Source organism: Marinilabilia rubra (assembly GCF_003121985.1).
Taxonomy (GTDB): Bacteria; Bacteroidota; Bacteroidia; order Bacteroidales; family Marinilabiliaceae; genus Marinilabilia; species Marinilabilia rubra.
Map to the genome: position 1 here is coordinate 41,336 of NZ_QEWP01000020.1, position 20,926 is coordinate 62,261.

The following is a 20,926-nucleotide window of genomic DNA, read 5'->3' on the forward strand; positions in this document are numbered from 1 at the left end:
AAGTGGGGAGAGCAGGATTCGAACCTACGAAGGCTGAGCCAACAGATTTACAGTCTGCCCCGTTTGACCGCTTCGGTATCTCCCCAATTTATTTTTTGATACTATTTCGAATGCAGAGCCAATAGATTTATCCCGATGCTTCGGGACCATCGTTTGACCGCTTCGGTATCTCCCCGGTGTTGTTAAGAACGTTTACAGGCCTTGTAGTGCCTTGCGTTTGGGACGACAAAGATAGTAAAAAAATCTTTGCAGCAAACTTTAATGGTAAAAATAATTTTTTTAGAGCCAATAGAGGGATTCGAACCCCCGACCGGCTGATTACAAATCAGCTGCTCTGGCCAACTGAGCTATATTGGCATCTTTTAAGTGGGGAGAGCAGGATTCGAACCTACGAAGGCTGAGCCAACAGATTTACAGTCTGCCCCGTTTGACCGCTTCGGTATCTCCCCAATTTATTTTTTGATACTATTTCGAATGCAGAGCCAATAGATTTATCCCGATGCTTCGGGACCATCGTTTGACCGCTTCGGTATCTCCCCAATATTATTTATGTTATATAAACGAAGCTTGAGCCAACAGATTTATCCCGATGGTTCGGGATTGTCGATTGACCACTTCGATTTTTTCCATTTAAAAATGGAATCTACAATGCCCGTAATGTCAAAGATCTTAGGTGATGGAGCCAATAGAGGGATTCGAACCCCCGACCGGCTGATTACAAATCAGCTGCTCTGGCCAACTGAGCTATATTGGCGGGTGGGTAAGCTACCTATATCGCACCGCTACGACCGCCTACCCTTGCTGCCGTCAGGCCCTGGGGGAATTCAGCAGGAGCTGGTCGTATAGGACTTACCCGACCGCAAAAGTAGATAATTATATTTTGCTGGCAAATTTCCGGTGGAGAATTTTTCAGCTCTTAATCGTTCCGGAAAGCTAAAGTATTTTATTTCAATTTGTTTTTGCTTAAAAGTTTTTTTCATCTTTTTTTATCAACCAACCGAAAGCCATCACATTTTCATCAAAATTGATGTTGTTTGCCATTGAGAGTTCCTGCGGCTTGTATGTTTTCCCATACATTTTGTGTATTTTAGCCCAATATTTGAGAATGCCCATTTTCCATATTTACTATATAGCCTGCTTTATTCATGAATTATCGTTATGAGATGTTCAAATATCAAGAAATACAATTAACCGCAAATAAAATGGATGCAGGAAATAATGAATTATTTTCAAATCCATCTTTATAGAGGACGGTTGTATTTTGCCGATAGTTGGACATCGGAATAGAAAATTTGTAAATAAAGCAGGATAGAAGCATGAAATTTTTTATTAGGCTTTTTACTAATAGGAATGTGTTGTTTATGGTGCTTTTTAGTTTTGTTACCGCTGGTGTTGTTGTATAAAAAGAGATTTGATTGTAATAAATCAAGAATTAAAAATATTGAACGAATGAATGATTTGTCCACAGAAGAAAGACAAAAAGAACTGAAGAGTTTGAAAAGTCGCTTTGTTTTAAATCAGGGGGCTTTTATGGGGGTTTCACTTGCAGGGGCCTATTACTTGACCCATCTGCTTGGAATGATGGATTCTTTTGTTCAAAGTATTTTAACCTGGGCTATTTATATTGGCTTTATCCATGTGTCTATGGTTAAATACCGTGACCATTTTCAGGACGGACTATTATCCTATGGCCAAGGTGTCTGGATGGGAACCCGAATGGGAATTCTTGCCGGTATTATTGTTGGAGCCTATTTGTTTCTTTTTATGAAAGTTATTAATCCGGCTTATATTGATGAACTTATTGTGCAAATGCAGGAGGCTTATCTTCAGCTGGGATTAAAGGAAGAAGAAGTTGCTCAAATGGAAGGGATGTTCAGGTTAACCGCCAATCCGGTTCTGATGATTATTTCCGGGGTGTTAGGTGCCGGCTTTTCCGCTTTTATTTTTTCACTAATTATTGCCATCTTTCAAAGAAGAAAGGGAGATCCTTTTTCAGATGCCATGAAAAATATTGAGTAATGGATTTATCAATTGTTATACCATTTTATAATGAAGAAGAGTCATTATCTGAGCTACTGGCATGGGTTGGTAATGTTTGCAGTAAGATGGACAAAGCCTTTGAGGTAATCGTTGTAGATGATGGTAGCTCGGATAACTCCTGGGATGTTGTTTGCCAACTTAAAGAAGAGTATTCCTGGTTGCGGGGAGTCCGTTTTAGGAGAAACTATGGTAAATCAGCAGCCCTTAATACCGGTTTTGCCCTTGCTGAAGGAAAGGGAGTAATCACTATGGATGCCGATTTACAGGATAGCCCTGATGAAATCCCTGAGCTGTATGAAATGGTTGTTTCTGGAAAGTATGATCTTGTAAGTGGTTGGAAGAGAAAGCGCCATGATCCCCTGAATAAAACACTTCCCAGTAAGCTGTTTAACCGTACTGCCCGATGGGTTTCCGGAATCAAATTGCATGATTTTAACTGTGGTCTTAAAGCCTACAGTCATGATGTGGTGAAAAACATAGAGGTTTACGGCGAAATGCACCGCTATATCCCTGTTTTGGCTAAAAGGGCCGGATTTGAAAGAATAACTGAGAAAGTAGTGCATCATCGTGAGCGAAAGTATGGCACCACCAAATTTGGAATGGAGAGGTTTCTAAAAGGCTTTCTGGATCTTTTGTCGGTAATGTTTATATCTAAATTTGGCAATCGACCTATGCACTTGTTCGGATCTCTGGGAACTTTTATGTTTCTGTTAGGTTCAGGTCTGGCTCTTTGGCTTGGCGCTCACAAACTTTATTGTGTTGCTAAGGGGATTGTAGCTCCTTTGGTTACAACCAATCCCTTCTTTTATATTGGCTTGGTTTGTATGATACTGGGGACACAGCTTTTTGTGACAGGCTTCCTTGCTGAATTGGTTTCCAGAAATAGATCCGATAGAAATGCTTATGCCATAGCTGAAAAGTTTTAATCTTCCTGATATGTTTTACCAGTCTATTGCCGAATATTATGATTTTATTTTTCCCCCGTCCGAAAAGCAAAGGGCATTTATAGAGCAAGAGTTATCCGGTTTGGAGCGGAAAACTTTGCTGGAGGCAGGGTGTGGAACAGGGAATCTTGCTTCTTTGCTCTCAGAAAAGGGAGCAGATGTTACTGGTATTGATCTGGATAAAGAGATGATCTTAAAAGCCAAAACTAAGGTGCCTGCCAATGGACGAATTACTTTTGAAAATCTGAATATTTTAGAGATTGATCAACGCTGGGCGAAGGAAACATTTGATGGTGTTGTTTCTTTTGGAAATACCCTGGTGCATTTAAAAGACAAGAAGCAGGTGCTGCAATTTCTGAAAGGATGTTTTATGGTATTAAAGCCTGGCGGAAAATTGTTGGTTCAGATTATTAATTATGACCGCATTTTGGATAACGAAATTAATGCGTTGCCCACTATTGATAATGAAAAAATCTCTTTTGAGCGATTTTATGATTATGGGCCAGGTGATAATCATATAGATTTCAGGACAATCTTGACTGTTAAGGAATCAAACACTGTAATGAGAAATGTTGTTTCATTGCTCCCGGTTCGTCAAAAAGACCTTAAATGCCTGTTTGAAGAGACGGGATTTGAGAAGATGAGGGTTTTTGGAGGTTTTGGCGGTAATGGCCTCACATCTGATTCAATACCCCTGGTTTTTTCGGCGATGAAACCTGTATGAGTGTTGAGGATTTTGGCAATGAGGTGAAAACTTTGGGTGATGAATTCGTTTTATCTTATGGTTAAGGATTGATTTGTAATGCATTGTTGGATATAGTGCAGCCCTCAAAATACCATTACCCTTAATGACTTTTCTTTATTTTTTTTACCACTTCCTTGTCAATGGGAAAGGTCATATCTTCCGGAGATAATTCAGAGATAGGAATCCATCGAAACGATTGCATGCCATTCTTTTCTGCTTCGAAATCAAATTTTTTGTTGGAGATATTAAGTTGGTGGTCATGTGGAAGTAAGAAAGAATAGTAAATGCTGATAAGCTGGGTGTTTTTATAGAATTTTGTTGGCTGGAAAAATTCAGTGGTATAAAAATGCCCTGTCACATCTATTTTCAGGTCCATTTCCTCCAGGCACTCCCGTTTCAGGCACTCTACAGGGCCTTCGCCATATTCCAGCCCTCCGCCGGGGAGTTTGGTCATGTACATATCCATTACATATTCATCGCTGACAAGCAGATGGTTGTTTTCAATGCATATACCGTATACCCGTATGTTGAAACAGTTTCTTGTGGTCATGGAAAGTAAAAAAAGCCGGAGTCCTCTCAGAAGATTGTAAACCGCGAGAAAAATTAAAAATTAATTAATAATTCCGGACTCCGGCCTGTTTTAGTTTGTTTTCAACAAATTTAATAACTTCAGTGAGATTATCAGGAGAAAACCAGGTTATTTCTTTGTCTCTTCTGAACCAGGATAATTGCTTTCGTGCATATCGTCTTGAATTTCTTTTTATGAGCTCTATGGCTTTCTCCTTTGTGACTTCCCCGTCAAAATAGCTGAAAAACTCCCTGTAACCAACAGTATTTAGGGAATTTAAGTGTTTTTTGTGGTGCCATTGATTGGCTTCTTTTTCAAGCCCGGAGGCTATCATATGATCCACTCTTTGGTTTATTCGTTGATGCAATAATGCCCTGTCCATGTCAAGACCGATTTTTATGATATTAAAATCCCTGTCTTTTTTTGTATTGGTTCTGAGGGATGAATAGGGCTTTCCTGTCATCAGACAAATTTCCAGGGCATGAATTACACGTTTTGGATTTTTTAAATCCACTTGATTGTAAAACCCGGGATCCAGAATTTTTAACTGCCTCCTCATGTTTTCAAGGCCTTCGTTGTTGTATTGATCCTGCAAGTCTTTGCGTAATCCAGGGTCAATTGTGGGAAGTTCATCTATTCCATTGCAGAAAGCGTCAATGTACATCATTGATCCACCAGTGAGAATAATAATGTCATTTGTATTAAAAAGGGTTTCAGCGATTTTTAACGCTTCCTGCTCGTATTCGTAAGCACTGTAATAATCATTGATGGATTTTGTTCCCACCATATGGTGCGTGACTTGGCTAAGTTCTGCCTTGGTAGGAGCTGCTGTTCCTATTTTTATTTCTTTGAAAATTTGACGGGAATCAGCTGAAATGACAGGGCTGTTGAAATGCTTTGCAACCTGAATGCTCAACCCTGTTTTCCCTATTCCTGTTGGCCCTGTAATTACAATGGCTGTTTTTGCAGAATTCAATACCAATCCTCCTCCCAATCGGTTAAGTCAATTTCATCGGCATTTATATCACTGCTATCCGGATCATCATCTCCAAGTAATTCATTTAAATCGATGTCTTCAAGATCTCCGCTTGCCATCGCACTATGGTCAAATTGCTTTGGGGGTTCGCCATTTCGGCGAATGCATAATGGATGTTCTGTTTCCCCATCCATTATGGAAAACAGTTCAAGAAAAAGGGACCTTTCGGCAAATTGGTCAAACACATAAAGGAGTCTTTGCTTTTTCTCAGTTAACAGTTCTCCTAATTTGACTTTGTCCATGACTTTTCTGTCAGGATTTTGTCCTTCCTCCATGTCTAAAAGAGTTACTTCAATCTCTTTATGCCAGTTCTGATCTGTTAAAAAGAATGAGGTCATTTGTCCTTTTTCATATCCGAGTTCTTCCACAATGAAATTATGCAGGCTCAGAAATTCAGCCTTGCTATCAATTGCAACCTCTCTTATGAAATCATCGTGTTCGCTTGATATAATCCGAAATTTGTAAATCATATATTATTTATGTGACCTTCCTATTATAATGTAAACTTGATTGAAATGATTAATATTATCGAATTAATTGTTTCCTTCTGAATTTCCAAAACGCAAAACTGGCAGATATGTTACAAAAAACTGGTAATTTCGGATCGTAATAAATGAGAAAGAATTAGGATGAAACCAGGCATGAACAATAATTTTTCAGATCTGCCACTATAGGGGATGCAGGCCTTGTGGGTTTCACCCTGGTAATATATAGACAGACCTTTAAAAAAGCAAGTTTTATACCAATGAAACAAACGTGAATTTCAGAGTGCTAAAATCTAAAAAAAGCATGAATAAATCATCGTGCGTTTCATTCGGCCGGATGTTTAACTCTATTTTTAAACGAATGAAAATTTCTTTTATCGAAAGCCGTTTTTTTATTTCTGTGCTTCTCTTTTTTGTTTTTCCTTTTTCGCCGCTAAAAGGGGCACATATTATAGAGAAAACATATTTAGCCACAGATTCTTTGGTAGAGACAGGGGGGGTAGCTCAGATTGGAGAGAAAATCCTTGATTTAGTAACATGGGAGAAAGACGGGCTTGTCTTTACAGTTTACCCTTCGTTGAGCGTAAGTCCTCGAAACGGGTTTGTATATGGTGTAATGCCTGCCGTGAAATGGGAAAGTCAAAGAAAAGGTTTATCAAATACATTGACTGTAAATGCAGAAACCTCTACAAAGGGGATGTTGCAATTGCAATTTGAGCATGAATGGTATTTTCATGAAAAGTGGTTGACTAGTGGAGAAGCGTTTCTAAATAAAAGAGAAGATCTCTTCTGGATTGGTGGAGACCAGGAGGATTTTTATTTTGACAGAAGAGAAGTTAAGGTTGACTGGGACTTATTGAATAATATTTATCCGGGTTTTTGGATTGGATTACAATTATTTATTGATAGTAATCATTTTTCTGATGAAGCTGAACTTAGTTTTCGGGAAGAAGGGTTACAAGGATTTAAAGGAGGATTGATTTTTGGGTTGGGGCCAAAATTGCTGTTGGATACAAGGGAACGAACCTTGGCTCCCCAATCCGGTGTTTTGCTTGAGCTGCAACCATTATTTGTTGGGGTTGGAGGCATTGGAGATTATAATTTCACAAGAATTACTGTTGATTTTAGAAAATATGTACCTTTAAAACAAGAAAAAACAACATTGGCTTTTCAAACTGTTTTGGATTATGCAGAAGAGAAGGTTCCCTTCTATGATGCCCCGCAATTGGGAGGGAAAGAAAGACTCAGGGGTATTGGGCATCCTTTGAAAAGATCAGGAAACAGTGTTTGGTTATCCCGAGTTGAATTGAGGCAGCATTTGTGGTGGCGGTTTGGTGTTGCAGCTTTTGCCGGTGTTGGTGAAGCAAAAGTTAATTATCAGAATCCATTTGAAGATGTTGTTTCTTCTTTTGGGGCCGGACTTAGGTTTCGGATGCTGCCAGATGATCCTTTAAATGTACGTTTTGACTTTGGGCGTTCATCTATTGGAACCACCGGATTTTTTATTTCACTTAAAGAGGCTTTTTAATAAAAGGGATTTTCAATGAGTTTTAAAACCGTATTTTTTTGTGTGGCTTTTGTTGCATTGGTTCTTGTTTCCTGCGATCCGCCGGGGCAAATAGAATTACGAGAGCAGCTGGTTCGCATTGATACTCTCTTGAAAAGTAAACCTGAATTGGCTTTTGATAGTTTGTCGGCAATTGATAAAAGCGATTTGGGAGAAGACAATAAGGCTTATTCTAATCTGCTGGATGTCATCACCAGACATAAGCTCTATATTCCATTTGAAAATGATTCCCTAATTTCCAAAACTACAGAAGAATTAAAAGGGTTTCCGCCCGATAGAAATTACTTCCGGTCTTTGGTTTATCAGGGTATGGTTCGTTACGGACTCGAAAGTGTACCTGATTCTCTTGTTCTTTTGCCTCTAAAGGAGGCAGAAAGGATTTTGGCCAAGAATGTTTTTGAGGATGAGGATAAAACAAGAATTAAACTTTTTTTCTTTCTGGGGCTTGTTCATCAAGACAATAAGAACTACGAAATTGGAAAGAGGTATTTTGAAAAAGCTTTAAAAGTAGCTTCTCGAATTGATGATGTTGAAAACGTAGTTAATATTTCAATTTTACTGTTCTGGAGCCATTTGAGAAAAGATCGTTTTAATGAGGCCGAACAAGTTTTGACTAGTCTTGATTCATTGAAGAATCTTACTCCCGAACTGAGATATGATGTGATAAACGCTAAAGCAGGTTATAATTATACCACTGGAGATTTCAGGCAAGCTCTTTCAGGGTATCAGGAACTCGAGAAATTGGTTCCTCAAGTTAAGGGGGAGCCGAGGGTTTCTAATATTTACTATTCAATGTATTTGTCATATAGAGGAATGGCTGAACTTGACTCTGCAATGGTTTATGCCAAGAAGGCTGTGGAGAATATTTCAAAAACAGATGTGAAGTACGATAACTTCTATTTGTATGTTGATTTTGCCGATATTGCATTAAAAAATGGAGAATTTGAAATTGCAGCCAAGCAGTATAAGAATGCTTTCCTGAGTTTAAAGGAAGCCTCTGAGAAAAAGACAGAGAAGCGAATATTGGAACTTGAAAAGAAGTATGATCTTTCGCAAGCCAGGGTTGAAGCGTTAAAACAGCGACAAAAATTTCAGCGGTTTTTGTTTATAGCAGGAGCCCTGTTTTTAGCCCTGTCTTTTGTTTTTCTTATCTACCATTTAAACTTAAAGAAAAGCAGGCTTGAACTTGAAAATGAGCGAATATTGAGAGAATCGGCTGAAAAGGAGGCTGCCGGGACGATTCGTCAAAATCAACAGCGAGAGCATCTTTTGAAGTTTTACAAGCTTATTACTCAACGCGAAATGGTGACCCAGGAGCGATTTGATTTGTTGTCTCAAAAATATATAAAAGAAGATCCAATTGCATATAATGATCTTCAAACCGAGCTTTTTACTTTGAAAGAGGAATTCTCAGGAATGATGTATGATCTTATGAATGATGAACTTTTTTATTCAAATTTAAATCTACCTGAGGATTTTCAGTTGACAGATTCAGAGAAGGTTATGCTTTTTCTGATGTATTATGAAATGCCCACTACAGAAATTGCTACTGTTTTGGGAATCTCCACAAATAACTTCAGAGTAAGAAAATCGAACTTAAAGAAAAGGATGACAGATCATTTGGAGAATTATCCTTCTATGAAAAATGTCGTTTCTCTGTTCTAAGAAGTATTCTGGAAATGGACTAAAATCAAATTGGAGAAGCCTAATTGACGGGTTTTTTTGATTAATATTTGTTTTTCGCCCTGTTTTTTCACTTCTGCGTCTACTGTGAATTCTTGAGTTTGTTTTCTTCGAGCCGCTGATGGGTGGTTTTTATATGGCCATAGTAAAGGGTTTTGGGGTGAATGGTACATGTCCCGGTCGCTTTTTTCGTTGTGGTTCATTCACCCCGTATGCATTAATCTAATTTTGCCAAAACTCATAAAATCAGGTTATTGGGTGTTTTTTGCCCATTAAAAAAAATGAGGTTGCTGAAAATCTATTGAATGAATAAAAAACATCGGCTTACTTTGAATTATAGATTATTTCAGCAAACGCTAAAAATTTTACGCTATGAATTATAAAATGTTTATTCTCGCAATTGTTCTCCTTATTCCTGTTTTTTTTGCCAGCCCTTTGAGAGCTGATGAAGAGCCATCACAAGAGGAACAAGAACGTGTGGATTTGTTAAGAACTCGTGATATTATTATTCGCTCTTTTTCAATGAAAAGTTTTAGCACTACAAAAACTTTAGAGGTTTCTGTTGAGGCTGCCTTTGACGAAAGTGAGATGTCCATTTTCGTTAGTAACTATTATGGTGAAGTGGTAGTCAATATCGATGGACAGCTAAATGGTTCCTCTGTTTCTGAAAGTTTCTATGTTAATGGATCGTCAGAGTGTAGTGTGGATATTTCATCTCTTGAACCAGGCGAATACACAATAGAAATTGATACTGCCGATAGTAGCTTTGTTGGTAAATTTGTAATAGAGAATTAATTCCAAACCCAAAATTAGGATCCCAAACCCCGAATTTAACCTTCAAGCCCCAGGAAGCCCCCTTTCAAAGGGGGCTTTTTATACTTTCAGCTTTACCCTTGTTTTGATGTGATTTTCCTTCCTTTTCCCTTTGTTTACATCGTCTTTTTTAGCTGCCGTTCTGTTTAATATGCTATTATATGCAAGTTAACCATTCATCTTCAATCTCCAGGTCTTTAACGGAAAATGCCGGCTCTTTTACGTATGATGAGGAAGCCGGGGTTTTGGTTATTAGATGTTTTGGAGATGTTACTGTTGATAGTATAGCTTCCATTTGGGGTGAAATTGTTGATGGGTTTTCTATCTCTGAGAAAATGAAAGGGATTGTTTTTGACCTCTCTGAAGGTCATTTTGTCTTTCCCGCTTCTGATTATGATCATATCGTTGGTTTTTTGAAGGAACACCTCGATTTCTTCGGTCGTTTAAGACTTGGTTTTGTTGCAAATGATCCTCACAATATTGTTGTTGCCATGCTTGTGGCAAGGGCCGATGCTAGGTATTGTTTGCGTCCCTTTACAACATTAAAAGCTGCAATTTACTGGGTTCAAAATGTTTCTTGATATTCTATTCTTCTCATGGCCTTATTGTGTTGTTCTTGTTGTTTCTCATCTTCTCCGGATGGCTTTAGGTGATTTCCATTAATTATTTCAAGCTTTCATTTTTTTTTGTCATGTTTTTTTATTCTCTGAATGGGACAATACTCCGTTATCCCGATGGGTCGGGATTATAATAGATTCGTAATCAATTGATTGTAAAATCACCCGTTTTGAGTTAATGTGCAGAAAATTAGCATTATACGAATCATCTTACATCTAATATCTAAAAATCTAATGATCTATTGAATGGGAATGATGAACCATTTATCGATTGGATTGTTTAAAACATACAAAAAAGGTGGGAAAAAATCAAGAAAAATACATTGGAATTCAAAATAAGGAACTTATATTTGCAAACAAAGCATATTAAAAAGAAATGAAATATGAGGTTTTCGAAAAAGGTTAATTATGGTCTGGTTTTTTTAATGCAGCTGCACTATGCCTGGCCAGGTCATAAAGCTGTTAAGGAGTTGGCAGAAGCTGATGGATTGCCGCAAAAGTTCCTTGAGGGTATTGCGTCTGATTTTCGGAAAACCGGCTTTTGTGAAGTTAAAAGAGGTGCCCAGGGAGGGTATAAACTTGCCAGGCCGCTTAAAGATATTACTCTTCTGGAGGTTATCCGATGTCTCGACCCTGAGTGGGAGAGACAAACAGTAGTAACCAGCCGGGAAAGAAAGTCTTCCAAACAAGAGGCGGTGTCATTATTTCTCAAAGATATCTCCCATTCTGTGGAGACTGTATTTGGAGATGTAAAACTTGATGCTCTTCCGGCTTTAAACAAACATGAAGATACTTTAATGTATTATATTTAAGAGAGATATATTCATTTGAGATACGCATTATATAAAACGAAATAACTATGACGAAGATAGCAAAAAGCATGATTGATTTGGTGGGGAATACGCCACTGGTAAAAGTTAATAGACTGACAGAAGGGGCAGTTGCCGAAGTTGTGGCTAAACTTGAGTTTTACAATCCCGGGGGCTCTGTAAAAGATCGTCCTGCACTGAATATGATTGAAACGGCTGAACGTGAGGGATTATTAGATAAAGATACCGTTATTGTTGAGCCCACCAGTGGTAATACCGGTGTGGGACTTGCCATGGTATCCGCAGTGAAGGGATATAAGCTAATTCTCACGATGCCTGAAAGTATGAGTATTGAGCGTCGGAAATTACTGAAGAAGTTTGGCGCAGAGCTTGTGCTTACACCTGCTTCCGGCGGTATGAAAAATGCCATTTCAAAAGCACAGGAGTTGGCAGCCCAATATCCCAAGTCATTTATACCTCAACAGTTTCAGAATAAAGCAAATCCTGAAGCTCATTACTGCTCTACCGCTATTGAGATATTGAATGATACTGATGGGGAAGTTGATGTGTTTGTTGCTGGTGTTGGAACCGGCGGTACTATTACCGGTGTTGGACATCACCTGAAAAAGAAAAAGTCAGGTGTGAAAATTGTAGCTGTTGAACCTGCTGGCTCTCCTGTGTTGTCGGGAGGTGATCCCGGACCTCATAAAATACAGGGAATCGGTGCAGGATTTGTACCTGATATTTTGGATACCGAGGTTTTTGATGAAGTGGTGAAAGTTGAAAATGAGGATGCCATTCATACTTGCCACGAAGCCGCCAAGCAAGAAGGCATTCTTTGCGGATACTCCTCAGGGGCTGCTTTATGGGCTGCTGTTCAACTCGCCAAACGGGATGAGTATAAAGGTAAAAGAATTGTGGTTCTGCTGCCTGATACCGGTGAGCGCTATTTAAGTACTTTTGAGATTTGAATAAGCGGAATAAACATTAAAATAAAAGAGGCGCCGGTAAATCCAGGCGCCTCTTTTGCGTTATTGTTTAATGATCTTTTTGGTTGTTTCTCTGTTCTCATTGCTCATTCTTAAGAGGTAAAGACCTTTGGGTAAGTGTGACAGGTCAATGTTGCAGGTTCCTGTCTTTATTTGTTTCTTGAACACTGAATTGCCTGAAAGGTCAAGAATCTCAATATGTAAAGGAATGCTTTCTGTTTGGTTTATTTCTAAAAATCTCTGAGTCGGGTTGGGGCTTACAGAAAACAGATCATCTTTGGGGGCATTTATTTGAGTGTATTGCGCTACATTTACTTCAAACGAACTTGAACTCTCGTTGCCGTTGCTATCTGTAATGGTCCATTGAATATGGTAGGTTCCATAAGGGAAGCTGGCCCCATCCAGCGTTGAAGCATTGTTGTAATCATTGGTGATTGAATATTGGCAGTCATCATAAATATAAACAGGATCAAACTCATTCCCCGAAACGGTGTAAGAATTGGATGCATCAGCCTCCACGTTTTGAGTTTCCGGAACGGTGATTTCCGGTATGATATCGTCTGCTTTTATCAAGTGGTAATTTCCAATGTCAGCATTCGACCCATCTGGTTCCAAAGGTGAGGTAGGATCGCCGGCATCAATACATGGACTGCATTCAATTAAAGCAATGTTCCCGAATGTTTCATTGTAAAACAGTGGATCTTCATCCATGTTGTTATTGGTTCCTGAATATTCAGCTTGTGTGATTCTGGAGTATGAAACGGTTGCCTGTGCTGAGTTGGTAAGACTTATATCTTTAGGTGTATTACCCAGAAATAAACAGTTTTTTATTTGGGCATTTATTCCCGATGCCCTGCATTGAATGGCTCCTCCGCTGCTTTCCCCGGAGGTGTTTCGCAGGAAGGTACAATTGCGTATAGCGGGAGTTCCTGAATTGCTGCCCCAATACATGACAGCTCCACCCAGGGATTCATCGCTGTTTTCAACAAATGAACAGTAGAAGAGGTCCATTGGGGTATTTTGGCTTTTTATGGCTCCACTTTCATTAGCACTGTTGTTAAAGAAATCGCAACCCTCGGCCTTGATGTTACTGATGTATTGATCATTAAAAATAGCTCCTCCCTGTGATATTGCTGTATTGTTTCGGAAAATACAGTTTTTTATGGATATATCGGTAAGGCCGGTCGGGTTATACATGCCTGCACCTAAGTCGTTTGGGCTGGTGCCGTTGGCGTAACCTTCTTCAATTATAAATCCATCCAGCACCAGGAAGTTTGCTCCGTTAACAATCTGGTACGAGTTGTCGGTTTGTTCATCTTGCGTTCCGATGTCTCCTGATAATATGGTTTGATGAGCCTCTGCATCCTTTTCAACTGATGCTGTTTCTATTCCTGAAAATCCACCAAGAACCGTTGAGTTGTCCGGAAAAGAAAAACTGAGGGTTCGATCGCTTCCTGTGGTTGTATGATATGTTCCCTCTGCTACCCAGAATGTATCTTCGCCGTCAGAAAAGTCTATGGCATTGGCAAGGTCATTGAATGCATTTTCCCATGAATTGCCGTTGTTGTTCCCTTGGGCATCAGCATCTACAAATATTATTGTTTGACCAGTGGAAGTAAATTTTTCATGAGCCCCAATTTCAATATTCTCGTTTAGAATTCTTGGGTTGTTGAAAATTTCTTTCTCTGGCAGGCCTAGCTCTGAAATATCTGGTGTCCCTGCGTTGATGCATGGAGATGTGGGGGTTAATCTGAAATCTCCATTAGATGGGTCTGTCATTAATGGATCCCCATCCAGGTTGTTTCCGTTGTCCTGTCCAAGGGCTGTATCCCAACTATCGCTACCGCCACTATTCATGATGTTAGAAAAGGCGATGGAAGGCGTAGCAGAATAGTTATATAGTTGGTCACCCAAATTGGTTGCACTATTGTGCCAAAAGATTGTATTGGTTATAGTTGGGCTGCTAAAAGAATTCGTGATACCTCCTCCCCATTTCGCATTATTGTCGATGATGTTACAATTGGTAATAACTGCATTTGCTTCGTAATTAACCATCGCTCCTCCTGAACCCGGCGTGGTATTATCATAAAAAACACATCCTATGAGTCTGGGGGTACAGGGACCTGCTGATTGTGATATGTTATACATTGCCCCTCCATGGCCGTCGGAACTGTTGCTTATGAATTTTGAATTAATGAAAGTGGGGTGGCATTCTCCTCCAGTCCCAAAAGCTCCATTGTGAATCGCTCCTCCTGTAGATGTGCTGTTGTTATTTAAAAAAATGCAGTTTTGAATGGTAGGATATATCTCGTTTCCAGAACCATAATTATACATACCTCCTCCCTGTCCGGCTGAATTATTTTCTATAATGCAATTATCGAGTAAAATATTGGCATCCCGGCCTCCACCTGCATTGCAGATTCCTCCACCGTAATTGGCAGCATGATTATCTTCAATTATACAGTTTCTTAAAGTAAGCTCACTGCTTCCGTAAAACTCATTTGACTCGTGAAAAATACCTGCACCACGGTCATTGGGGGATCCACTTTGGTCTGCATATCCTTTTGTAATGGTGAATCCATCCAGGATAGTTGCACTCGTTACATTGATTGCTGTTACAACATGGTAAGAATTGTCAGAGTTATCCCCCTTAATGCCTATATCCCCACTCAATGTGATTGTATTGATATCAGGGTTTCTTTCTTCCAAATTTGTTTCGATTCCGCTAAAACCGCCATAAATTTTTACAGCATCAGGAATGGTGAAAGTTGCATCTCTTTGATCTTCAGAAGTAGGGTAATAGGTTCCTGAGGCAACCCAAATTTCGTCTCCGCTGATGGCATAATTAAGCGCATCCTGAAGATCATTAAATGCATCCTGCCATGACATGCCAGTATCTTCTCCCGAAGCATTTAAATTCACAAAAAGTGTCATGGGAGAAGTCCTGCTTGAGGTCAGAAGTTCAAATCCGCCATCACTGATGGTTGTGATGATGTCTGTTTGTCCGTCCTGATTGAAATCAGCAGTTTTTATATCGTGCCAGATGACAGCAGCCCCGTGCCCCAGATCAATGGTTGAGGGGGTAAGCGTTTGTGACCCATTGCCGTAATAAACAAGGAGATTGTTGAAAGCGGTATTGCCACCTGCTATAATGTCTAAATTTCCATCATCGTTGATGTCATAAATTGAAGTTGCGTTGGGTGCTCCTGTAGCTGTATCCAATACCTGGGGCGTCCAGCTCATGTTCCCCGCATCGGAAGAGCCCCAGAAAATGACAATTTCATTATCGGAATTGAATGCAACAACATCAATGACACCGTTTTTGTCGATGTCCCCTGCAGAATTGGATGAACTGTACACAAATTCAGGATTGAATGCGTAAGAAACATCGGGTCCAATAGAAGTGTTCCATTCTGTATTTCCAGTTGTAGAATTTTCGTTATTTAGAAAGGCTCTAAGGAAAGAATCGTTGTCTCCGCCCGAATTCCACTCGGAAGTGATGCCTATCAGGTCAATTCTGTCATCATTATTTAGTTCAATAGCATTTAAACTTCTGATATGTCCGTTTGAATATCCGTTTAATTGAGGCGTCGGGCCGGAAGAAAAATTACCGCTTCCATCCCCATAATAGAGAAGTGCATAATCCCAGTCAACCCCGTCGAAAATATCGAGATGACCATCATTATTGAAATCTTTAACAATGACTTGCCAGCCATAGGTGTTGTCAATTTGTTGGGTATTCCAGCTATTGCCTTCGTTAAAAGATACATGGAGTCCATTGTTTCGATGGGTAGATGCAATATCAATGTCGCCGTCTTCATCAAAATCGCCGGTAGCAATATTCCATGCCATATACGAGAAGCCTGTTATGGCGTCCGTTTGGGTAAAGGTTCCACCACTATATTCCCATATCTCTATTTCTTTGGTTGTCGAATTACAGATAATCAGATCCGGAGACTGATCATTGTTGATGTCTGCCACGACCGGTGTTTGGTAGTTCTCATCCGTTGCAAACGATTGAATGTTGTAATCATAAGCATGCGCAGGGAAGGACAGGATTAGAATCGATACAATCAGGAAGTAAAGTTTTTTCATAATGAAAAATTTAGGTTTAATGAAAAAGTGTTTTATAAGGATGTGTTTAAGTGAGCATATGTTTATTTTAATTGCATTTGTTAATCATAAATAACATAATGTTTTAATAATTGCACTGATGGTTAATGCTTTGGTGTTGAATGTATTGATTTTAATTTTTATTAACAAATATTCCATCAAAAGACATTATTGTAAAAAACTCTTAAGCCAGTCAATTTTTTTGCTGTTATAGACCTTTCCTTCTCATGACAACTTATGACATTGCATGAAACAGGCATGACACGCCTGACTTTTTCTGCCTATAATTTTGTGACATAGATTTTTTTCTGATTGTATCACTTAAATTATTTCGTCATGAAAACTTTAGTAATTACTTTGATTGCAGCAATTATTGGCACATGGGCAGCCAACGCACAAAACGACACTGTAAATTATGTGGTAACATCGAGCGACACCATCTTTTGCGGAAAAATGAATGTTAGTTCCACCAAAACAAAAATTGAACTTGAGGATGGTACTACGTTGAAATTCAAAAACAAAGATCTGGTAAGGTATTCAAAAGACGGTCGTTTTTTTCAAAAACTTCCGGTGTATGTGAGAAATCAAAAAACCGATCGTAGGGCGATGATGGAACTGATTCATTTCAAAAGCATGGTGAAAGTTTTTAAAGAAGAGCGTTATGATATCACCCGGGATGCTGTAGATGCTTACTTTTATTTTTATTATAACGGACAGTGTATTCAGGTCGACAGGAATCCCTCATTGGCCAATATTGTTGATTTTGTGGATGAATTTGAATACACAGACTACATCCCGGAAGAACGGAACCTGGCTAAGCAATAAACATCCTCAGAGGATATGCCATTAAAAGTATTCGGATGTCAAATTGTTTTCTTAGTTTTAAATTACTGTTTAAATTTAATGTTGGAAAAAGTAATGTGGTGGATTTGTAATACTATTTTTTCATGTCCTGTTTTTTATTTTAAACCATTTTTCCGCCACATATTAGATTTTGTTAAAACTTAATGAAGAATTCTTTGCATAAATTGCTGGCCGGTCTTACTGTCCTGCTCCTGTTTCCTGTTGTTATTGCTGTTTTTTATGAATATTCCCGCATTAATGACAGTGAAAAACTAATCAGTACTGTCTATAAAAATCAGCTTGAAACAATAGTGTCTTCCATTAATTCTTATGTTCAGGATGTAGCGGATAATTGGGGCTCAAGATTGGAGATGGGGCTGAAATTTACTGAGGATACTTCCGGAATTGCGCGTCTTGTCTCTGAAAACAAATCCATAAACGGGATTTATCTCAGTTCAACCGATCAGCAGCAGGAAACAATTTATCAGAAAAACACTGATGGATTCTCTCGGGATTCGTTAAATCTTTTTTTGCTGAGTAATCAAGACGAGGTGGTCCGTTTAAAAAATTACTATAAAAATGGTTATCAAAAGTTTGTGAGCCATTTTTTGAGTAAAGAACATGTTGTGTTATTTTTTGTGGGAGAAGGGAGAAACAATCAATTGCAGGTATTCCTGGTTGATGTTAATCTCCCCTTGTTTTTGCAAAACCACATCAGACCACGCATTCAGTCTATTGCCAGGGATAATTTTTTGATTGCGTTGTATTTAAAAAATAATGAAGAAGTGCTTGTCTCAACAGAGAAGTCAATTTCCCAAAATCAGGAATACGATCAGAAAGGTGAAATGTGGCTGTTTCCCTTTTTGGAGATAGGCATTACTCTCAAAGAACAAACCATTGCAGACCTCGCCAGAAGTCGAATAAAGGAGGGGCTCATTCTCATGGCAATTGTTCTTATTGTCCTTGTGGGGGGAGTCTGGTTTCTGTTTTCAAGTGTAAAGCGGGAAATTCAGCTGACTCAGATAAAATCAGAATTTATAGCCAATGTTTCTCACGAAATCCGTACACCTCTGGCGCTTATCAGTATGTATATCGAAACATTGGAGATGGGGCGGGTGAAATCAATGGAAAAGGTTAAGGAATACTATGGTATTATTGGTAAGGAAACGCAACGTCTGACAGGTATTGTCAATAAAATTCTGGATTTTTCGAAATTGGAGAAGGGGAAGCGCCACTTCAAGTTTGGAACCTGTGACCTGAATACTGTAGCAGAGGAAGTATTGGAGACCTATCAATTTCATCTTGAGAAAAAAGGATTCGAAGTTATCTTTTTACCCGAAGAGAATTTGCCCTGCAATTGGTGCGACAAAGAATCCATTGCCGATGCTATCGTAAATCTCATTGATAATGCCCGGAAATACAGTAATGGGATTAAGCGCATTGAAATAAAAACCGGGGTTAGAAAGAAATTCACTTTCATTGAAGTTAAAGACTTTGGGACGGGAATTTCCAAAAAGCATCAGAAACTAATATTTGATAAATTTTACCGCATTACTTCGGGAGACCTGGCCAATCAGGTGAAAGGTTCGGGACTGGGCCTGGCCATTGTCAGTGAGATAATCAAGGCCCATCATGGAAAAATTTCTCTGAGCAGTAAACCCGGTGAAGGTGCAGCGTTTCGATTGTATCTTCCCAAATTGCATCCTCCAAAGGGAAGCAAACAATAGAAGAATAAACTTTGCCAAAATATTCGAGTCATGATAAAAATATTGATTGTTGAAGATGAACTTCCCATGCTTCAGGGATTGAAAGACAATCTGGAATTTGAAGGTTATGAGGTGGATACTGCCACAAATGGGGCTGATGGATTGGACAAGTTATTGACAAACCAGTTTAACCTGGTGCTTCTGGATGTAATGATGCCTGAGCTATCCGGCTTTGATGTTTGCAAAGCCGCACGGGCCAAAGGTAATAAGACTCCGGTTATCATGCTTACTGCCAAAGGTGAGGAAATTGACAAAGTCCTCGGGTTGGAGTTTGGTGCCGACGATTATATTACCAAACCTTTTAGTCTTCGCGAATTACTGGCAAGGGTTCGTGCCATACTGCGGCGGTCAAACATTGAAGGGAACAACCCGGACAATCAGGTTTATCAGATTGGCAATATGCTGGTTAATTTTTCTGGTTATACTGCTACCATCGAAGGCCGGGAAGTAAAACTATCATATAAGGAGTTTGAGATACTTCATTATCTCCACAATCATAAAAATGAGACGGTTGACCGTGATGATCTTTTGGATGCCATCTGGGGGACCGATTATCAGCCTACTTCCCGTACCATCGATAATTTTATTCTAAAACTCAGACAAAAAATTGAGGTTGATTCAAACGATCCCCGCATTATAATGACGGTTCATGGCGTTGGATATAAGCTGGTTGTCTGATTTGTGACAATTTATGACAATTGGTTACATGGTGGCGACACTCTTTGTTTTTTTTACCCCCACCTTTGTATTGAAGGCTTCCGGGAAGAATGTTGAAGCAGATTTTTGTTCCGGATAAGCTTCAAACTGTTTTCATTAAATTCATTTACTATGAGAAGTATTCTAATCATATTAACTGCGTTATTTTTCCTTCAGGTTACAAATGTCGCAGCCTCTGATATCGAATCGATTGTCAGACTTACAGGTTATTGGAAGTTTAACATAGGTGATGACATGGCATGGGCTGAAAAGGATTTTGACGATAGCCAATGGGATCGTCTCTATGCCCCCGGTTCATGGGAAGATCAGGGCTATGTGGGGTACAACGGATATGCATGGTACCGTAACCGGGTCGAAATACCCGCTGGTAGATATACTGATCAATTGACTCTCAACCTGGGACGAATTGATGATGTGAATGAAGTCTATTTTAATGGAACTCTGGTTGGTCAAACCGGAATGTTTCCCCCCAACTTTCAAACTGCTTACAATGTTCCGGTAACCTATTCAATTCCCAAATATCTGATTAATGAAAATGGGGAGAACACCATTGCTGTCAGAGTTTATGATGAAGGCCGTGAAGGCGGGTTATTAGGCGATGATATGGCTTTAGGGTATGATCGTGATATCAGGATGCTAAGCCAGAATCTGGCAGGTAATTGGAAGATTGAGTTTAGTAATTTTGATAGTAAATGCCGGATGCCGGGGTTTGATGATTCGGAGTGGAAAGAGGTGTATGTTCCGGCCACTTGGGAAAGTCAGGGATACAATCATTATGACGGGCAAGCTGTTTATCGCAAAGAGTTTCGCCTTAAACGCGATCTAATAACGAAACGTCTTTATTTGGTTCTGGGGAAAATTGATGATGAAGACAGTGTTTATTTGAACGGGAAACTCATCGGAAAAACAAAAGATATGTACAACACCCGTTTTGCAAATCGCTTTACAGGGGACTGGCAGATACGGCGGGCTTATGAGGTTCCGGAGGGGCTCCTAAATGTCAACGGCACCAATACCCTTGCAGTAGTAGTTTATGATCACCGGGGAGAAGGCGGAATTTATGAAGGGCCGGTAGGGTTTATGACACAAGATGCGTATGCGTATTACCTGGACAAATATGAAGCGCCGGAGCTATTCCCCGGATATCATTTTTTGCGTTCGTTGTTTTTTGATTGATGGCCGGTAAGATGA

At 39.4% G+C, this 20,926-nt stretch carries 17 protein-coding genes, 4 tRNA genes and 1 other RNA gene; 13 read left to right on the plus strand and 9 right to left on the minus strand.

Annotated elements, in window-relative coordinates:
* Positions 1–3 precede the first annotated feature (3 nt).
* From DDZ16_RS17635 to ffs, 5 genes are all read right to left on the minus strand, one after another.
* Positions 4–85, minus strand: a tRNA-Tyr gene (locus DDZ16_RS17635).
* 198 nt (positions 86–283) lie between these two features.
* A tRNA-Thr gene (locus DDZ16_RS17640) sits at positions 284–357 on the minus strand.
* 10 nt (positions 358–367) lie between these two features.
* Positions 368–449 (minus strand) — tRNA-Tyr (locus tag DDZ16_RS17645).
* Positions 450–677: 228 nt separating this feature from the next.
* Positions 678–754, minus strand: a tRNA-Thr gene (locus DDZ16_RS17650).
* A gap of 7 nt (positions 755–761) precedes the next feature.
* An RNA gene (gene ffs, locus DDZ16_RS17655) (signal recognition particle sRNA small type) lies at positions 762–855 on the minus strand.
* Between the two features lie 594 nt (positions 856–1,449).
* Between ffs and DDZ16_RS17660 the strand changes: the two genes are divergently transcribed.
* From DDZ16_RS17660 to DDZ16_RS17670, 3 genes are read left to right on the plus strand one after another with little or no spacing between them, the layout of a single operon-like run.
* Positions 1,450–2,019, plus strand: a complete 570-nt coding sequence (locus DDZ16_RS17660; RefSeq protein WP_109265810.1) for a DUF4199 domain-containing protein — start codon at positions 1,450–1,452, stop codon at positions 2,017–2,019.
* A complete protein-coding gene (locus DDZ16_RS17665) occupies positions 2,019–2,966 on the plus strand; it encodes a glycosyltransferase family 2 protein (protein ID WP_109265811.1) in 948 nt (315 codons plus the stop codon). The genes DDZ16_RS17660 and DDZ16_RS17665 overlap by 1 nt, the downstream gene beginning before the upstream one ends.
* 10 nt (positions 2,967–2,976) lie before the next feature.
* Positions 2,977–3,708, plus strand: coding sequence for a class I SAM-dependent methyltransferase (locus DDZ16_RS17670; protein WP_109265812.1), 732 nt, complete (start codon positions 2,977–2,979; stop codon positions 3,706–3,708).
* A gap of 121 nt (positions 3,709–3,829) precedes the next feature.
* On the opposite strand, the gene DDZ16_RS17675 is transcribed toward DDZ16_RS17670, so the two are convergent.
* The 3 genes from DDZ16_RS17675 to DDZ16_RS17685 all read right to left on the minus strand — a co-directional run bounded on the left by DDZ16_RS17675 (position 3,830) and on the right by DDZ16_RS17685 (position 5,803).
* Positions 3,830–4,279 carry an NUDIX domain-containing protein gene (locus DDZ16_RS17675; protein ID WP_109265813.1) on the minus strand — a complete coding sequence of 150 codons (450 nt, stop codon included), beginning with the start codon at positions 4,277–4,279 and terminating at the stop codon, positions 3,830–3,832.
* A 64-nt stretch (positions 4,280–4,343) separates the two neighbouring features.
* Positions 4,344–5,291, minus strand: a complete 948-nt coding sequence (gene miaA, locus DDZ16_RS17680) for a tRNA (adenosine(37)-N6)-dimethylallyltransferase MiaA (RefSeq protein WP_232526806.1) — start codon at positions 5,289–5,291, stop codon at positions 4,344–4,346.
* Entirely contained in the window at positions 5,270–5,803 is a 534-nt protein-coding gene (locus DDZ16_RS17685; RefSeq protein WP_109265814.1) for an IS1096 element passenger TnpR family protein, read from the minus strand. The genes miaA and DDZ16_RS17685 overlap by 22 nt, the downstream gene beginning before the upstream one ends.
* Positions 5,804–6,179: 376 nt before the next feature.
* Here DDZ16_RS17685 and DDZ16_RS17690 point away from each other — a divergent pair, with 376 nt between their 5' ends.
* The 6 genes from DDZ16_RS17690 (at position 6,180) to cysK (ending at position 12,278) form a co-directional block, all read left to right on the plus strand.
* Complete coding sequence (locus DDZ16_RS17690; RefSeq protein ID WP_109265815.1) at positions 6,180–7,346, plus strand: BamA/TamA family outer membrane protein; 1,167 nt, start codon at positions 6,180–6,182, stop codon at positions 7,344–7,346.
* Positions 7,347–7,361: 15 nt separating this feature from the next.
* Complete coding sequence (locus tag DDZ16_RS17695) at positions 7,362–9,050, plus strand: tetratricopeptide repeat protein (protein ID WP_109265816.1); 1,689 nt, start codon at positions 7,362–7,364, stop codon at positions 9,048–9,050.
* Between the two features lie 390 nt (positions 9,051–9,440).
* Positions 9,441–9,863 carry a DUF3244 domain-containing protein gene (locus tag DDZ16_RS17705; protein ID WP_109265818.1) on the plus strand — a complete coding sequence of 141 codons (423 nt, stop codon included), beginning with the start codon at positions 9,441–9,443 and terminating at the stop codon, positions 9,861–9,863.
* 179 nt (positions 9,864–10,042) lie between these two features.
* A complete protein-coding gene (locus DDZ16_RS17710) occupies positions 10,043–10,462 on the plus strand; it encodes a hypothetical protein (RefSeq protein WP_109265819.1) in 420 nt (139 codons plus the stop codon).
* Positions 10,463–10,881: 419 nt separating this feature from the next.
* Positions 10,882–11,310 (plus strand): RrF2 family transcriptional regulator, encoded by a 429-nt coding sequence (locus tag DDZ16_RS17715; protein ID WP_109265820.1) that lies wholly within the window; start codon positions 10,882–10,884, stop codon positions 11,308–11,310.
* A gap of 47 nt (positions 11,311–11,357) precedes the next feature.
* The gene (gene cysK / locus DDZ16_RS17720; protein ID WP_109265821.1) at positions 11,358–12,278 is read left to right on the plus strand and encodes a cysteine synthase A; all 921 of its coding nucleotides are present in this window, start codon (positions 11,358–11,360) and stop codon (positions 12,276–12,278) included.
* A gap of 60 nt (positions 12,279–12,338) precedes the next feature.
* Here the strand turns inward: cysK and DDZ16_RS17725 are convergent, their stop codons facing one another.
* A complete protein-coding gene (locus tag DDZ16_RS17725) occupies positions 12,339–16,391 on the minus strand; it encodes a T9SS type A sorting domain-containing protein (RefSeq protein WP_109265822.1) in 4,053 nt (1,350 codons plus the stop codon).
* Between the two features lie 354 nt (positions 16,392–16,745).
* On the opposite strand from DDZ16_RS17725, the gene DDZ16_RS17730 reads away from it, so the two are divergent.
* From DDZ16_RS17730 to DDZ16_RS17745, 4 genes are all read left to right on the plus strand, one after another.
* On the plus strand, positions 16,746–17,234 hold the full coding sequence (locus DDZ16_RS17730) for a hypothetical protein (RefSeq protein ID WP_109265823.1): 489 nt from the start codon (positions 16,746–16,748) through the stop codon (positions 17,232–17,234).
* 182 nt (positions 17,235–17,416) lie between these two features.
* On the plus strand, positions 17,417–18,979 hold the full coding sequence (locus tag DDZ16_RS17735) for a sensor histidine kinase (RefSeq protein WP_109265824.1): 1,563 nt from the start codon (positions 17,417–17,419) through the stop codon (positions 18,977–18,979).
* A 30-nt stretch (positions 18,980–19,009) separates the two neighbouring features.
* Positions 19,010–19,696, plus strand: a complete 687-nt coding sequence (locus DDZ16_RS17740; protein WP_109265825.1) for a response regulator transcription factor — start codon at positions 19,010–19,012, stop codon at positions 19,694–19,696.
* A 150-nt stretch (positions 19,697–19,846) separates the two neighbouring features.
* Positions 19,847–20,911, plus strand: coding sequence for a beta galactosidase jelly roll domain-containing protein (locus DDZ16_RS17745; RefSeq protein WP_109265826.1), 1,065 nt, complete (start codon positions 19,847–19,849; stop codon positions 20,909–20,911).
* Positions 20,912–20,926 lie beyond the last annotated feature (15 nt).

Bases quoted from the DNA above. Each gene is read 5' to 3' on its own strand.
- DDZ16_RS17715 (WP_109265820.1), top strand. From the start codon at position 10,882: ATGAGGTTTTCGAAAAAGGTTAATTATGGTCTGGTTTTTTTAATGCAG.
- DDZ16_RS17740 (WP_109265825.1), top strand. From the start codon at position 19,010: ATGATAAAAATATTGATTGTTGAAGATGAACTTCCCATGCTTCAGGGA.
- DDZ16_RS17690 (WP_109265815.1), top strand. From the start codon at position 6,180: ATGAAAATTTCTTTTATCGAAAGCCGTTTTTTTATTTCTGTGCTTCTC.
- DDZ16_RS17705 (WP_109265818.1), top strand. From the start codon at position 9,441: ATGAATTATAAAATGTTTATTCTCGCAATTGTTCTCCTTATTCCTGTT.
- DDZ16_RS17745 (WP_109265826.1), top strand. From the start codon at position 19,847: ATGAGAAGTATTCTAATCATATTAACTGCGTTATTTTTCCTTCAGGTT.
- DDZ16_RS17670 (WP_109265812.1), top strand. From the start codon at position 2,977: ATGTTTTACCAGTCTATTGCCGAATATTATGATTTTATTTTTCCCCCG.
- DDZ16_RS17735 (WP_109265824.1), top strand. From the start codon at position 17,417: ATGAAGAATTCTTTGCATAAATTGCTGGCCGGTCTTACTGTCCTGCTC.
- DDZ16_RS17665 (WP_109265811.1), top strand. From the start codon at position 2,019: ATGGATTTATCAATTGTTATACCATTTTATAATGAAGAAGAGTCATTA.
- DDZ16_RS17710 (WP_109265819.1), top strand. From the start codon at position 10,043: ATGCAAGTTAACCATTCATCTTCAATCTCCAGGTCTTTAACGGAAAAT.
- DDZ16_RS17675 (WP_109265813.1), bottom strand. From the start codon at position 4,279: ATGACCACAAGAAACTGTTTCAACATACGGGTATACGGTATATGCATT.
- DDZ16_RS17695 (WP_109265816.1), top strand. From the start codon at position 7,362: ATGAGTTTTAAAACCGTATTTTTTTGTGTGGCTTTTGTTGCATTGGTT.
- cysK (WP_109265821.1), top strand. From the start codon at position 11,358: ATGACGAAGATAGCAAAAAGCATGATTGATTTGGTGGGGAATACGCCA.
- DDZ16_RS17730 (WP_109265823.1), top strand. From the start codon at position 16,746: ATGAAAACTTTAGTAATTACTTTGATTGCAGCAATTATTGGCACATGG.
- DDZ16_RS17685 (WP_109265814.1), bottom strand. From the start codon at position 5,803: ATGATTTACAAATTTCGGATTATATCAAGCGAACACGATGATTTCATA.
- DDZ16_RS17660 (WP_109265810.1), top strand. From the start codon at position 1,450: ATGAATGATTTGTCCACAGAAGAAAGACAAAAAGAACTGAAGAGTTTG.
- DDZ16_RS17725 (WP_109265822.1), bottom strand. From the start codon at position 16,391: ATGAAAAAACTTTACTTCCTGATTGTATCGATTCTAATCCTGTCCTTC.